This is a genomic window from Rhodobacter capsulatus (assembly GCF_005144475.1).
GTDB lineage: Bacteria > Pseudomonadota > Alphaproteobacteria > Rhodobacterales > Rhodobacteraceae > Rhodobacter > Rhodobacter capsulatus_C.
Genome location: NZ_SWJZ01000008.1, coordinates 85,611 through 98,994, shown reverse-complemented (window position 1 = coordinate 98,994; position 13,384 = coordinate 85,611). Strand labels below are relative to the sequence as shown.

14 protein-coding genes are annotated in these 13,384 nt (G+C 66.8%); 5 read left to right on the top strand and 9 right to left on the bottom strand.

The annotated features are described in order from the left end of the window. Positions 1-51 precede the first annotated feature (51 nt). On the top strand, positions 52-1,524 hold the full coding sequence (locus FBT96_RS01660) for an inorganic phosphate transporter (RefSeq protein ID WP_136904661.1): 1,473 nt from the start codon (positions 52-54) through the stop codon (positions 1,522-1,524). Here the strand turns inward: FBT96_RS01660 and pncB are convergent. From pncB to FBT96_RS20520, 3 genes are all read right to left on the bottom strand, one after another. After that, positions 1,521-2,828: a nicotinate phosphoribosyltransferase gene (pncB, locus tag FBT96_RS01655; RefSeq protein WP_136904660.1), complete on the bottom strand. Its 1,308-nt coding sequence runs from the start codon at positions 2,826-2,828 to the stop codon at positions 1,521-1,523. The genes FBT96_RS01660 and pncB overlap by 4 nt on opposite strands. A 1-nt stretch (position 2,829) precedes the next feature. Continuing rightward, positions 2,830-3,435 (bottom strand): bifunctional nicotinamidase/pyrazinamidase, encoded by a 606-nt coding sequence (pncA, locus tag FBT96_RS01650; protein WP_136904659.1) that lies wholly within the window; start codon positions 3,433-3,435, stop codon positions 2,830-2,832. A gap of 103 nt (positions 3,436-3,538) precedes the next feature. Then, positions 3,539-3,697, bottom strand: a complete 159-nt coding sequence (locus tag FBT96_RS20520; RefSeq protein WP_157851434.1) for a hypothetical protein — start codon at positions 3,695-3,697, stop codon at positions 3,539-3,541. 154 nt (positions 3,698-3,851) lie between these two features. On the opposite strand from FBT96_RS20520, the gene mbfA reads away from it, so the two are divergent. The 4 genes from mbfA (at position 3,852) to FBT96_RS01630 (ending at position 7,377) form a co-directional block, all read left to right on the top strand. After that, entirely contained in the window at positions 3,852-4,829 is a 978-nt protein-coding gene (mbfA, locus tag FBT96_RS01645) for an iron exporter MbfA (protein WP_136904658.1), read from the top strand. 102 nt (positions 4,830-4,931) lie between these two features. Beyond that, positions 4,932-5,849, top strand: a complete 918-nt coding sequence (locus FBT96_RS01640; protein WP_136904657.1) for an AEC family transporter — start codon at positions 4,932-4,934, stop codon at positions 5,847-5,849. Then, positions 5,846-6,463 (top strand): HAD-IA family hydrolase, encoded by a 618-nt coding sequence (locus FBT96_RS01635; protein WP_136904656.1) that lies wholly within the window; start codon positions 5,846-5,848, stop codon positions 6,461-6,463. Before FBT96_RS01640 ends, FBT96_RS01635 begins: the two co-directional genes overlap by 4 nt. Further along, the gene (locus tag FBT96_RS01630; RefSeq protein ID WP_136904655.1) at positions 6,460-7,377 is read left to right on the top strand and encodes an ornithine cyclodeaminase family protein; all 918 of its coding nucleotides are present in this window, start codon (positions 6,460-6,462) and stop codon (positions 7,375-7,377) included. The genes FBT96_RS01635 and FBT96_RS01630 overlap by 4 nt, the downstream gene beginning before the upstream one ends. Positions 7,378-7,481: 104 nt before the next feature. Here FBT96_RS01630 and dxs read toward each other — a convergent pair whose 3' ends face one another. From dxs to mepA, 6 genes are all read right to left on the bottom strand, one after another. Then, positions 7,482-9,392 carry a 1-deoxy-D-xylulose-5-phosphate synthase gene (dxs, locus tag FBT96_RS01625; RefSeq protein ID WP_136904654.1) on the bottom strand — a complete coding sequence of 637 codons (1,911 nt, stop codon included), beginning with the start codon at positions 9,390-9,392 and terminating at the stop codon, positions 7,482-7,484. A gap of 10 nt (positions 9,393-9,402) precedes the next feature. Continuing rightward, positions 9,403-10,269, bottom strand: a complete 867-nt coding sequence (locus tag FBT96_RS01620) for a polyprenyl synthetase family protein (protein WP_136904653.1) — start codon at positions 10,267-10,269, stop codon at positions 9,403-9,405. Continuing rightward, the gene (locus FBT96_RS01615) at positions 10,269-10,511 is read right to left on the bottom strand and encodes an exodeoxyribonuclease VII small subunit (RefSeq protein WP_055210160.1); all 243 of its coding nucleotides are present in this window, start codon (positions 10,509-10,511) and stop codon (positions 10,269-10,271) included. Before FBT96_RS01615 ends, FBT96_RS01620 begins: the two co-directional genes overlap by 1 nt. Positions 10,512-10,867: 356 nt before the next feature. Further along, positions 10,868-11,488, bottom strand: a complete 621-nt coding sequence (locus FBT96_RS01610) for a queuosine precursor transporter (RefSeq protein WP_136904652.1) — start codon at positions 11,486-11,488, stop codon at positions 10,868-10,870. 96 nt (positions 11,489-11,584) lie between these two features. Beyond that, entirely contained in the window at positions 11,585-12,508 is a 924-nt protein-coding gene (locus tag FBT96_RS01605; protein WP_136904651.1) for an esterase-like activity of phytase family protein, read from the bottom strand. Then, positions 12,481-13,383: a penicillin-insensitive murein endopeptidase gene (mepA, locus tag FBT96_RS01600; protein ID WP_136904650.1), complete on the bottom strand. Its 903-nt coding sequence runs from the start codon at positions 13,381-13,383 to the stop codon at positions 12,481-12,483. Before mepA ends, FBT96_RS01605 begins: the two co-directional genes overlap by 28 nt. Position 13,384: the final 1 nt, after the last annotated feature.

Sequence of the window (13,384 nt, the reverse complement as noted above, 5' to 3'; positions counted from 1 at the left end):
CGTAACGGACGGCTGTCAGTTTTGTGACGGGCGTCGGGCAGGGGAAAGACCGTGGCTACACCGCCGATCAACCAATGGAAGACGCTCGACAAGGATCTGAGCCGGATCGGTCTTCTGGAAGAGGCGACGCAATTCGTGGCCCGGCCGCTGGTGGCGCCGGGGATCGGTCTGGCCTTCATCGTGCTGGCCGGGGTTTTCGCCGCGATCCTGATGGGGGCGCAGCCGGGCGGGCTGATCGTGGTCTTCGCCGCCGCGATCGGCGCCTATATGGCGCTCAACATCGGTGCCAATGACGTCGCCAACAACATGGGCCCGGCCGTCGGTGCGAATGCGCTGACGCTGGGGGGGGCGCTGATCATCGCCGCGATCTTCGAGATCGCGGGTTCGCTGATTGCCGGGGGCGACGTGGTCAAGACCGTCTCGACCGGGATTCTGGCGCCCGAGGCCGTGCCCGATGCGGCGCATTTCATCTGGGCGATGATGGCGGCGCTGCTGGCCTCGGCGCTGTGGCTGCATGTGGCGACCTGGATGGGGGCGCCCGTGTCCACCACCCATTCGATCGTCGGCGGGGTCGTCGGCGCGGGCGTGGCCGCGGCAGGCTTTGGCGCGGTGAACTGGCCCGCGATCGCGACGATTTCCGCGAGCTGGGTGATTTCGCCGGTGCTGGGCGGGATCTTTGCCGCGCTTTTCCTTGCCTTCATCAAGGCGAAGATCCTCTATGTCGAGGACAAGATCACCGCGGCGCGCAAATGGGTGCCGATGCTGATCGGCTTCATGTCCGGCACCTTCGCCGCCTATCTGGCGCTCAAGGGGCTGACGAGGATCCTGGACCTCTCGCTTGGCGCGTCGCTGCTGATCGGCGCTCTGGTCGGGTTCGTGTCCTGGGGCGTTTCGGTGCCGCTGGTGCGCGCGCAATCCGAGGGCCAGGAGAACCGCAAGAAGACGCTGAAAAAGCTGTTCACCATCCCGTTGATCGTGTCGGCGGCGCTTTTGTCCTTTGCGCATGGGGCGAATGACGTGGCCAATGCGGTCGGGCCGCTCGCGGCGATCGTCCATGCGGTGCAGGACGGCACGCTGACCGACAAGGTCGAGGTGCCGTTCTGGATCATGGCGGTCGGCGCTTTCGGCATTTCGGTCGGGCTGACGCTGTTCGGGCCGCGGCTGATCAAGCTGGTGGGATCGGAGATCACCAAGCTCAATGCGATGCGGGCCTATTGCGTCGCTCTGTCGGCGGCGATCACCGTCATCGTCGCCTCGTGGCTGGGTCTGCCGGTGTCCTCGACCCATATCGCGGTGGGCGGCGTCTTCGGCGTCGGCTTTTACCGCGAATGGCATGCGGAACGCCGGGCGCGGATGCTGGGTCTGCAAAAGGGCAAGGTGATCCCGCCCGAGGAACGCTCGCGCCGGTTGCTGGTGCGGCGCTCGCATATCACCACGGTCGTTGCGGCCTGGATCATCACCGTGCCCGCCTCGGCGGTGCTGTCGGCCGGGCTTTACTGGCTGATGAACGCGCTCGACGGTTAAACGACGACCGGCATCGAGGCCTGGGCGCCGGTGTCGAACACCTGCCGATAGCGGGCGATTTCGGCGGCGGGGCCGGTGGCCTTTTCCGGGTTGTCCGACAGCTTGACCGTCGGGCGCCCGTTCGCCGCCACCGCCTTGCACACAAGGCTGAAGGGGGACAGCTCGTCCTCCTCCACCAGGCCGCGGAAATCGTTGGTCAAAAGCGTGCCCCAGCCGAAGCTGACCTTGACCCGGCCGCGAAACCGGGCGTGCAGCGCCTCGATCTGCGCGACATCAAGCCCGTCGGAAAAGATCACCAGCTTCTTCGTCGGGTCCTCGCCGCGCGCCTGCCACCAGGAAATCGCGGTCTCGGCGCTCTCATAGGGATTGCCGGAATCGATCCGGATCCCGGTCCAGGCGGCCAGCCAGTCCGGCGCGCGTTGCAAAAACCCTTTCGTCCCGTAGGTGTCGGGCAGGATGATGCGCAGATTGCCGTCGTGTTCCTCGTGCCAGTCTTCCAGCACGCGATAGGGCGCCTGCCGCAATTCCGCGTCGGTCTCGGCCAGCGCGGCCATCACCATCGGCAGTTCATGCGCGTTCGTCCCCACCGCTTCCAGATCGCGGCGCATCGCGATCAGACAGTTCGAGGTGCCGGTGAAAGAGCCGCCCTGCGCCGCATCGCCAAGCCCTTCGACCATCGCCTGCACGCACCAGTCCTGCCACAGGAAGCCATGCCGCCTGCGGGTGCCGAAATCGGCGATCTTCAGCCCCTCGATCCGCTTCAGCCGTTCGATCTTTTCCCAGACCCGGGTCATCGCGCGGGCATAAAGCACCTGCAATTCAAAGCGTTTCATGCCCCGCAGCACGGCGCGCGAGCGCAGCTCCATCAGAATCGCCAGCGCCGGAATTTCCCACATCATCACCTCGGGCCAGGCGCCCTCGAAGGTCAGCTCATACTGGCCGTCGCGTTTTTCCAGGTGATAGGGCGGCAGGCGGAAGGCCTCGAACCACTCCATGAAATCGGGGCGGAACATCTGCCGTTTGCCGTAAAAGGTGTTGCCGCGCAGCCAGGTGCTTTCGCCGCGCGTCAGCCGCAGGCCGCGGGCGTAATCCAGCTGCTCGCGCAGCTCGCCCTCGTCGATCAGATCGGCAAGGCGGATGGATTTGGTGCGGTTGATCAGGCTGAAGGTGACCTGCGTCGCGGGCCGGTGGCGGAACACCGACTGGCACATCAGAAGCTTGTAGAAATCGGTGTCGATCAGCGAGCGGACGATCGGGTCGATCTGCCAGCGGTGGTTGTAGACGCGGGTGGCGATATCGACCATCTCAGGGCTCCAGCCCCACGCCCGCCGCAAGCATCTGCGCCCGCGCGGCGTCAAGCGAGCCGTTCAGGTCGATGGCCCGGCAGGCGCCTTCCAGAACACGGGTGCGGAAGCCCAGCTTCGCCGCGTCGATCGCCGACCAGGCGACGCAGAAATCCAGCGCCAGCCCGACAAGGGTCAGCTCGGTGATGCCGCGCTCGCGCAGATAGCCCGCAAGGCCGGTGGGGGTGGTGCGATCATTCTCGAAGAAGGCCGAATAGCTGTCGATCGCGGGGCGGAAGCCCTTGCGCAGGATCAGATCGGCATCGGTGCGCAGCCCCGGGTGGAAGTCGGCGCCCCTGGTGCCCTGCACGCAATGCGCGGGCCACAGCGTCTGCGCGCCATAGGGCATGTCGATTTGCGAAAACGGCGCCAGACCCGGGTGGTTTTCCGCGAAAGAGGCGTGATCGGCCGGGTGCCAGTCCTGCGTCAGCACGGTGACGGGGGTTTCCGCCATCCGTGCATTGACGCGCGCGATGATCTCGTCGCCCCCCGCCACCGCAAGCGCGCCGCCCGGGCAGAAGTCGTTCTGAATGTCGATGACGATCAGCGCGTCGTGCGGTCCGGCCATGGCTTGCCCCGTTCGGTTAACCTGTCCGCCCATGCGTAGGGTGCAGGGGCGGCACGGTCAACCATTCGTGGCATGCCGTCGGGGCACGGCGCTTGCGTCGGACTTATTGGCTGCAGGTCTGCGTCAGCAGGTTGCAGGTCTGCGTGACCTCGGCGCCAGCCCCCGGAAAGTCGAGGCGCGGCAGGTCGAAGCTCATGCCTCCGGCCGCGGCGGCAGACGCGGTCATCGTGACAAGCGCAAGGCCAAGGAAGAAGCGTTTCATCTGGGTCTCCAATCTGAACCGTTCGGTTTACATGGTGGTATATGAACCGAGTCGTTCAGTTATTCAAGGGCAATTTGAACTGGACGGTTCACATCAATCGGTTGCAAGATGCGACACAGCGTCTATGTTGGAATCATTCTAAACTGGGGCCGCCATGTTTTCCGCACTCGCCAACCGCCGCCGCTTTTCCGACCTCTCCGAGCGCGAGGTTCTGGCCCTCGCCATCTCCTCCGAGGAAGACGATGCCCGGATCTACCGCAGCTTCGCCGAACGGCTGCGCGACGATTATCCCGCGACGGCGGCGGTCTTCGACGGCATGGCCGAGGAAGAGGACGGTCACCGCAAGGCGCTGATCGAGCGGCACCGGGCCCGGTTCGGCGAGGTGATCCCGCTCATTCGCCGCGAACATGTGGCGGGGTTCTATGCCCGCAAGCCGATGTGGCTTTCGGCGACCCTCTCGCTGGCCACGATCCGCGCCGAGGCCGAGGCGATGGAACGCACCGCCGGGGCCTTTTATGTGCAGGCGGCGAAACACACGACGGATGCGGCGACGCGCAAGCTTCTGGGCGATCTGGCGGCGGCCGAGGCGCGGCACGAACGCCATGCCGAAACCCTGACCGAGGACAATCTGACCGGCGCGGCGAAGACCGCGGAAGACAGCTCGGCGCATCGGCAATTCGTGCTGACCTGGGTGCAGCCGGGTCTGGCGGGGCTGATGGACGGCTCGGTCTCGACGCTGGCGCCGATCTTCGCCACCGCTTTCGCGACGCAGGACACCCATACGACGCTGCTGGTCGGTCTGGCGGCCTCGGTCGGTGCGGGGATCTCGATGGGCTTCACCGAGGCCGCGCATGACGACGGGGTGATCTCGGGCCGCGGCAGCCCGCTCAAGCGCGGATTGGCCTCGGGGGTGATGACGACGTTGGGGGGGCTTGGCCACGCGCTGCCCTATCTGATCCCGGATTTCTGGACCGCGACGGCGATCGCCATGGTGGTCGTTTTCGTCGAATTGTGGGCGATCGCCTGGATCCAGAACAGATACATGGAAACGCCCTTCTTCCGCGCCGTGCTGCAGGTGGTGGTGGGCGGCGCGCTGGTCTTTGCCGCCGGGGCGCTGATTGGCGGCGGTTGAAAGGGCGTATTTGCGCCAAGAAGAAGCTGCGGGTTTCTTCTTGGTCCAAATACGCAAATCGCGTCGCTGGTGCCGCGTGCTGCGGCATGTTAGCCCTGCACCATGATCGAGATCTTCCTGAAGACACTGCCGTTCTTCGCGCTGATCGGGCTTGGCTGGGCGGCGGGTCGGCTGCGCTTATTCCCGCCCGAGGCGACGGCCTGGCTGACGAAATTCGTCTTTTACTTCGCGCTCTCGGCGATGCTGTTTCGCTTCACCGCGACGCTGCCGATTGCGGAACTTTTCGATCTGGCCTTTTTCGCCGCCTATCTGACCGCCTCGACCGCGGTCTGGGCCTTGGGCTTTGCGGTGGCGAAGCTGCGCGCCCGCCCCTTGGCGGAAGCGGCGATGGAGGCCCATACCGCAATGACCGGCAACACCGGTTTTCTGGGCGTGCCGATGCTGGTCGTGCTTTTGGGGCCGAAGGCGGCCGGGCCGGTGCTGATGGTGCTGGCTGCCGACATGATCGTGTTTTCGACGCTGATCACGCTCATTGTCACCTATGCCCGGCATGGCCGCGTGGCGCTCGCGCCCCTGGCGCTGGGTCTGGCGAAGAACCCGATGATCGTTTCCATGCTGGCCGGGCTCGCCTGGGCGCTTTGGCATCTGCCGATGCCGGGGCCGCTTGAAGACTTCATGACAATCCTCGGCGGTGCCGCCACGCCCGGGGCGCTCTTTGCCATCGGCGCCTCGCTGGCCGGGCGCTCGGCCGAGAGGCTTGGCCCCGCGCTCTGGCTTTCCGCGGCGAAACTGGTGCTGCATCCGCTGGCCGTCGCCATTGCCGCTTTCCTGATCTTCCCGGTCGAGCCCTTTGCCGCCGGCGTCATGGTCGCCGCCGCCGCGCTGCCGGTGGCAGGCAATGTCTATATCCTTGCCGCGCATTTCGGCGTCGCGCCGCAGCGCGTCTCGACCGCGATCCTGATTTCGACCGCGGTCTCGATCCTGTCCATTCCCGCCGTCATCGCATGGGTGCACACATGACTAAAGCCGTGGTTTTCGACATCGGAAGGGTGCTGGTCGAATGGCACCCCGAGGCGTTTTACGACCGCCTGATCGGTCCCGAACGCCGCCGCGCCTTCTGGGCGGAAACCGGCATCGCCGCGATGAACGAGCGTATCGATCTGGGGGCGCCCTTTGCCGAAACCGTGCGCGCCCATGCCGATCTGCACCCTGACTGGCGGGCCGAGGTGATGGCCTGGCACGACCACTGGCTTGACATGTGCACCCCGGCCATTCCGCGGTCCGTGCGTCTGCTGGCGGCCCTGCGCGCCAAGCGGGTGCCGGTCTTCGCGCTGTCGAATTTCGGCGTCGGCACCTTCGAGCTCGCCTGCCGCAGCTATCCGTTCCTGACCGATTTCGACCGGCTCTTCGTCTCGGGCTATCTGGGGCTGATCAAGCCCGACCCGCGCTTTTATGCGGCGCTGGAGGAGGGCACGGGCTATTCCGGCGCCGACCTTCTGTTCGCCGACGACCGCGCGGAAAACATCGCCGCCGCCGCCGCGCGGGGCTGGCAGACGCATCTTTTCACCACGCCCGAAGGCTGGGCCGCAAGGCTCGTCGCCGAGGGCTTCCTGACCGAAGGAGAGGCTGCATGACCCCCGCCCTGATCGGCCCCGAGGCCGAAGCGCAGCTTGACTGGATCGGCCTGACCGAGGCCTTCCTGGCCGGGCACCGCCTGCCGCGGGCCGAGGTCGCCGACAGCTTCCTCTATCGCGGCGCCGACACGCTGCTGACCCGCTCGGCGCTGATCGACGGGCTGGGCATGCTGGTGAAGGCCGCGACGATCGTGCCAGGGAATGCCCCGGATCTGCCCACGGTGAATGGCGGCGTGATGCTGATGGAGGACCGGACGGGGCTGTTGTCGGCCGTGCTCGATTTCGCGCTGGTGACGAAATGGAAGACGGCGGGGGACAGTCTGCTCGCCGCGCGGCTTCTGGCGCGGCCCGAGGCGCGGGAAATTCTGATCTGCGGTGCGGGCAAGGTGGCCGCCGCGATGATAGAAGCCTATCGCGCGGCCTTCCCCGCCGCCCGCTTCACCGTCTGGAACCGCTCTGCGTCCGGTGCCGAAGCGCTGGCCGCGGCCACCGGTGCGCGCGTCAAGCTGAACCTTGAAACCGCGCTGGGCACGGCCGAGATCGTCGCCGGAACGACGATGGCGAAGGAGCCCTGGCTGCGCGGCGACTGGCTGCAGCCGGGCACCCACATCGACCTGATCGGCGCCTTCCGCCCCGACATGCGCGAGGCCGATGACGCGACCCTGCGCCGGGCGCGGCTTTTTTGCGATTCCCGCGCGACGACGCTGCATCATATCGGCGAATTCCGCGATCCGCTCGCCCGCGGGGTGATCGCCGAGGCCGATGTGATCGCCGATTTCTACGACATCGCCGCGGGCCGTTTTACCCGCGACAGCGCCGAGGACATCACGCTGTGCAAGAACGGCGGCGGCGCGCATCTGGATCTGATGACGGCAAGCTTCATCCGCGCGTGCTGGCGGTCCCGGCAAGCCTGACCGCCGCGCCCTTCCACAAGGAAGGCTGCGTATTTGCACCAAGAAGAAGCCCATGGGTTTCTTCTTGGCTCAAATACGCTCTTCTCGACGGTTCAGCCCGCGCCTCAGGCGCGTTTTGCGACCGCGACGCCCAGCAGATCGAGCACCTTCGCCTCGATGTCGGCCGCGTTCATCCTGGCCGCGGCATACATGTCCTCGGCATTGGCGTGGTCGATGAAAGTGTCGGGCAGCACCATCGAGCGGAACTTGTAGCCGCGGTCGAACACGCCCTCTTCCGACAGGAACTGCGCCACATGGCTGCCAAAGCCGCCGACCGCGCCTTCCTCGATGCAAATGAGCGCCTCGTGTTCCGCCACAAGCCGCAAGATCAGATCCTTGTCGAGCGGTTTCGCAAACCGGGCATCGGCCACTGTCGGCGCCATGCCGCGGGCGGCGAGCGCCTCGCGCGCCTTCAGCACTTCGGCGAGGCGGGTGCCGAAGGACAGGATCGCGACGCGCGCCCCTTCGGAAATGATCCGGCCCTTGCCGATCTCGAGCGGCACGCCCTGGGCGGGCATGTCCACCCCCATCCCCTCGCCGCGGGGGTAGCGGAAGGCGATCGGACCTTCGTCATGGGCGACGGCGGTGGCGACCATGTGCACCAGATCCGCCTCGTCGGCGGCGGCCATCACCACCATGCCGGGCAGGTTCGCCATGAAGCCGATGTCAAACGCCCCCGCATGGGTCGCGCCATCGGCCCCCACCAGACCGGCGCGGTCGATGGCGAAGCGCACCGGCAGGCGCTGGATCGCCACGTCATGCACGATCTGGTCGTAGCCGCGTTGCAGGAAGGTCGAATAGATCGCGCAGAAGGGTTTCATCCCCCCCGCCGCCAGCCCGGCCGAGAAGGTGACGCCATGCTGTTCCGCGATGCCGACATCGAAGCAGCGCCGCGGAAACCGCTCGGCGAACAGGTTCAGCCCGGTGCCTTCGGGCATTGCCGCCGTCACCGCGACGATCTTTTCATCGCGGCTCGCCTGATCGATCAGGCTTTCGGCGAAGACCTTGGTGTAGCTGGGCGCGTTCGAGGGCGCTTTCACCTGTGCCCCGGTCAGCACGTCGAACCGGGCCGTCGCATGGCCGCGATCCGGGCGGTTTTCCGCGGGGGCATAGCCCTTGCCCTTTTTCGTCAGCGCATGGATCAGCACCGGCCCCGTCGCCCGCGTCTTCAGCGTGCGGAACAGATGCAGCAGCGTATCCAGATCATGCCCGTCGACCGGACCGACATAATCGAAGCCCAGTTCCTCGAACAGCGTGCCGCCAATCGCCATGCCCTTGAGCATTTCCTTGGCCCGCCGCGCGCCTTCCTGGAAGGGTTCCGGCAGAAGGCTGACGGCGCCCTTGGCCATCGCCTTCAGATCCTGCATCGGCGCCTCGGAATAAAGCCGGGTCAGGTAAGACGAGAGCGCGCCGACGGGCGGCGAGATCGACATTTCATTGTCGTTCAGGATGACGAACATCCGCTTGCCCAGATGGCCGCCGTGGTTCAACGCCTCGAAGGCCATGCCGCCGGTCATCGCGCCGTCGCCGATCACCGCGATCGCATCGCCGCATTCGGACCCCAGTTCCCGCGCCATGGTGAAGCCCAGCGCCGCGGAAATCGAGGTCGAGGAATGCCCGGCGCCGAAGGCGTCATAGGGGCTTTCGGACCGCTTGGTGAAACCCGAGAGCCCGCCCCTGGTGCGCAGCGTGCGGATGCGGTCGCGCCGTCCGGTCAGGATCTTGTGCGGGTAGCACTGATGGCCGACGTCCCAGATGATCTTGTCGCGCGGGCAGTCGAAGACCGCATGCAGCGCCACGGTGAGTTCCACCACCCCCAGCCCCGCGCCCAGATGGCCGCCGGTGACCGACACGGCCGAGATCGTCTCGGCGCGCAATTCATCGGCCAGTCGGTGCAGGTCGCGGTCCGTAAGCCCCTTCATGTCGGAGGGCAGACGCACGCGGTCGAGGATCGGGGTCACTGGGGGCTGGCTCATGGGGCTCGCTTCACTTGTCGCGTTCGATCACATAGCGCGCACAGGCGCGAAGGGTAGCGGCGGCGGCACCATAGGGCGCAAGGGCCGTTTCCGCCTCGGCGACCAGATCGGCGGCGCGGGCTTTTGCCCCCTCCAGACCCAGCAGCGAGACGAAAGTGGCCTTGTGCGCCTCGGCATCCTTGCCGAGCCGCTTGCCCGCCGCTTCCTCGTCGCCTTCGACGTCCAGAATGTCGTCGGCGATCTGGAAGGCAAGGCCAAGCGCCGTGGCATAGGCGGCCAGCGGCGCGCGGTCGGCGCCCGCGATGATCGCCCCCGCCTGCGCGGCAAAGGAAATCAGCGCGCCGGTCTTGCCCGCCTGCAGCCGGATGATTTCGTCAAGCGTCAGCGGCACCGCGGCGGTCTCGGCGGCGATATCAAGGGCCTGACCGTAGACCATCCCCTCGGCCCCCGAGGCCTGCGCCAGAGCGGCCACCAGCGCGACGCGGTTTTCGGCCGATCCCAGCACCGGATCGGTGCAGAGGTCAAAGGCGAGGGTCTGCAGCGCGTCGCCCGCGAGAACGGCGGTGGCCTCGTCCCATTTCCTGTGCACCGTCGGCAGGCCGCGGCGCAGGTCGTCATTGTCCATGCAGGGCATGTCGTCATGCACCAGCGAATAGGCATGCAGCGCCTCGACCGCCAGCGCCGCGGGCATCGCCTGGGCCATCGAAATCCCGTGGATCGCGGCGGATTCGATCGCCAGAAAGGCCCGCAGCCGCTTGCCGCCCTGCGCCGCATAGGCCATCGCGTCGCGCAGATCGCCCGCGGGCAGACGCCCGATCGCCGCCGCCATCGCCGCTTCGACGGCGTCCTGCACTTCTTTCAAACGTTCGGAAAACATCAGAGTCCTTCCACCGCAACGGTGCCCGCGGGCACCCCGCCTTCGCCCAGCAGGATCTTTTCGACCCGTTCCTCGGCTTCCTTGAGCAACATCGCGCAGCGCTCTTTCAGCTTCGCGCCGCGCTCGGAGAGCCGGACCGACTGATCCAGCGCCACCTCGCCGCGTTCGAGCTGCGTGACCACCTGTTCCAGCGCGGCCATCGCCTGCTCGAACGTCATGCCGGAAATGTCGCTGTCGTCCATCGCGCCCTCCGCCCCCTTGGATGCCGGTTCCGGATTGCCACGGGTGGCCCCGCAAATCCAGCCCCCGCAATGAAAAAGCGGGCCGAATGGCCCGCCGCGGTCGAAAAGTCGCAAAGTAAAAGGGTCGCGGGCTTGGCCTGCGACCCCCGAGATCTACGGAGATGGTCCGGTTAGGGTCTGGATCAGATCCTCCGTCCCAGCCAGGGTCTGCGACCCTTGGGGTTGCCCTCAGGCCTCGGCCCCCCTGACTGTCCCGACACCTCTCTCCAATATCACTCTAGACACTGGACCACCTCCTTTCATGCGTGTTGCCGATATGAGGAGGGTGGCACAGATTTGGTGTATGGCAAGTTAAATTACGCAATCCGTGGCGAAAACCGCCAGACCATCGCCCGGAAAGGCAGCAGTGCAAAGATGCCAAGCACAAGTTTTACGCACAGATCGGCTGCGGCCAGCGAAATCCACAGCGGCGCGGCGGGGCCGAGGCCCAGAAGCGGCAGGGTTTCGTTCGCCCAGGTCACGTCATTGCCCGGTTCAAGGAAGCTCAGGCTGACGGCAAAGGCGATGGTGAAGAAGACGCAGGTGTCAAGGACGGAGCCGATCAGCGTCGCGGCCAAGGGCGCGGGCCACCAGCGGACCCGGTTGCGCAGCCGGTTGAAGACCGAGATGTCGATCAGCTGACCGGCCAGGAAGGCCAGCCCCGAGGCCAGCGCGACGCGGAAGCTGACGAGCGGGCCGAACTCGCCCTCGATCTGCGAGCCGATCAGCGAGCAGATCACGCCGACGAAAAAGCCCGAGACGACGACGATCCGCGCGGCGCGGGCGCCCTGCAGCCGGTTCGTGGTGTCATTGACAAGGAAGGCAAGCGGATAGGTGAAGGCCCCGTAGGTCAGCCATTGACCGAGCAGATGCTGCACGAGGATGTTCGAGGCCACGACAATCGTGGCCATGGCAAGGATGCCGGGCAAGTAGCGCATTCAGGATCACCGTTTTTACATGGTCGCGGAGACATGGCCCGCGGCATGCGGACGCGGCGGCCTTACGCCCCGGGCCCTTTCGGGTCAAGGAAAACCTCAGCGGTTCAGGCGGTATTCGACGATCTGGCTGCGCTGAAAGGCGTTGAAATTGTCGTCGGCGATCATCGTCAGCCGGATCGCCCCCTGCGCGTCGCGCCAGACGGCAAGGCCCTCCAGGTTGTCATGCAGCCCTGCGGTGGTGCGCAGAAGTTCGGTGCCGGGGCCGATCCGGTCGCCGGTGATCTCGAAGACCAGCACCCGGCTGCGAAAGCCCAGAAGGCCCCAGAAATCGCGTTCGAGCAGGTAGAACCGGCCGTCGGGGCCGAAATCCGCGCCGACCGGCAGCCAGTCGTCGTCGCGCGGGATGGCAAAGGGTTGCGTCCATTGCCCGTTGCGAAAGCGCCAGACCGGAAAGGGCGCGCTGCGGCTGCCCGAGCGTTCGGGCATCGTGTAAAGCGTGCCGTCGGCGGCGATGGCGAGCGATTCCAGTGCGCCGTTGAGCGGGAACTGCTTGAAGGCGGCGGGGCGGGGCAGCGGTTTCGCCGGGCCGCCGTCCTGCGGATAGCGCACGACCCGCGCCATCCCCTCGAAGGAAATGAAAACGCTGCCGTCAGGGGCCAGCGCCACGCCTTCGGAATCGCCGCTGAACCGGCCCAGCGCCTTGCCCTTGCTGTCGAGCAGCCGCACCGGGCCGCTTGTGGCGGTCGCCGTGACGATCCGCCCCGCATCGTCCCGCGTCAGCCTGCCGCGCCAGATCGTCGTGCGGTCCGAGACGGTGACGAAGCTTGTGCCGTCATCGGCGAAATCGATCGCCGAGAAGCCGCCGAACGCCGGATCGGGGTTGCGCCAGACAAAGGCCTGCAGGAATTCGGCGCGGTCTTGCCCGGCCTGGGCCGGTGCCAGCGGCCAAAGCGGCAGCGTCGCCAGCACCGCGGCCAGCGCAAGGCCGGCGATCACCGCGCGGAGAGGATGTTTTGACATTGCGCAGGCAGATCCGACATCACATAGGTTTTCGCGTTTTTCGGCGCCGGGCCCGCAGGTTTTTGCCGTTTCGGCGGGTGGCGCAGCTCCTCAAGATAGGTCGTCACCCACCAGGTCAGGGTCTCGTCGCAGCCGTTGCCGCCCTTTGACAGTTCGGCCACCGTGGGTTTTTGCGCCTCGCAGAGCCGCGCGCCGGGCGGGCATTTCAGCCGGACGTGGAAATGCTCGTTATGGCCGTAGATCGGCCGGATCTTCTGCAGCCAGGCGGTGTCGGCGCGGGTCGCGGTGGCGCACATGGCGAGCTTCGCCGCCGCCGCGACGAAGACGCGATCCACCCGCGGGTCCGAAGCCGCCGCGCGCAACAGCGCCGCATGCTGCGGCGTCCAGTTGCCGTTCACCCGGGTCTGATCCTTGGTGCGGATCGAGATCGAGGAGATCTTCTCGCGTTGCCTGGCCGACAGATCCAGCCGCGTCGCGGGCAGCATCCAGACATCGGCATCCAGCCCGATCTGGTGGCTGGCATGGCCGCCGGTCATCGGCCCGCCGCGCGGCTGGCTCAGATCGCCGATGTAAAGCCCCTGCCAGCCGGGCAGGGTGGCGGCGAAGGCGGACAGATCCTGCAGATAGGCGACCAGCTCGGGCTGGCCCCAAAAACGGTTGCGCTCGAGCCGCATCGCCTGCCAGGTCGGGCCGGTTTCCGGCAGCGCCACCAGCCCGGCGGCACAGCCCCGGGAATAGGCGCCGACCGGCGCGGCGGCGCCTTCGGTCGGGCGGGCCTGGGCGCCGAACAGCTGCCGCGCCAGCGGCTCGGCCGTGGCGGAAAGCGGGGCAAGCGCCACCAGAGCGGCGGCAACGGCAAGGCGGATCGGCGTCATG

Coding starts and splice junctions, on each gene's coding strand:
- pncB (WP_136904660.1), bottom strand. CDS start 2,828: ATGGTCGATATCGCCACCCGCGTCTACAACCACCGCTGGCAGATCGAC.
- pncA (WP_136904659.1), bottom strand. CDS start 3,435: ATGGCCGGACCGCACGACGCGCTGATCGTCATCGACATTCAGAACGAC.
- FBT96_RS20520 (WP_157851434.1), bottom strand. CDS start 3,697: ATGAAACGCTTCTTCCTTGGCCTTGCGCTTGTCACGATGACCGCGTCT.
- mbfA (WP_136904658.1), top strand. CDS start 3,852: ATGTTTTCCGCACTCGCCAACCGCCGCCGCTTTTCCGACCTCTCCGAG.
- FBT96_RS01640 (WP_136904657.1), top strand. CDS start 4,932: ATGATCGAGATCTTCCTGAAGACACTGCCGTTCTTCGCGCTGATCGGG.
- FBT96_RS01635 (WP_136904656.1), top strand. CDS start 5,846: ATGACTAAAGCCGTGGTTTTCGACATCGGAAGGGTGCTGGTCGAATGG.
- FBT96_RS01630 (WP_136904655.1), top strand. CDS start 6,460: ATGACCCCCGCCCTGATCGGCCCCGAGGCCGAAGCGCAGCTTGACTGG.
- dxs (WP_136904654.1), bottom strand. CDS start 9,392: ATGAGCCAGCCCCCAGTGACCCCGATCCTCGACCGCGTGCGTCTGCCC.
- FBT96_RS01620 (WP_136904653.1), bottom strand. CDS start 10,269: ATGTTTTCCGAACGTTTGAAAGAAGTGCAGGACGCCGTCGAAGCGGCG.
- FBT96_RS01615 (WP_055210160.1), bottom strand. CDS start 10,511: ATGGACGACAGCGACATTTCCGGCATGACGTTCGAGCAGGCGATGGCC.
- FBT96_RS01610 (WP_136904652.1), bottom strand. CDS start 11,488: ATGCGCTACTTGCCCGGCATCCTTGCCATGGCCACGATTGTCGTGGCC.
- FBT96_RS01605 (WP_136904651.1), bottom strand. CDS start 12,508: ATGTCAAAACATCCTCTCCGCGCGGTGATCGCCGGCCTTGCGCTGGCC.
- mepA (WP_136904650.1), bottom strand. CDS start 13,383: ATGACGCCGATCCGCCTTGCCGTTGCCGCCGCTCTGGTGGCGCTTGCC.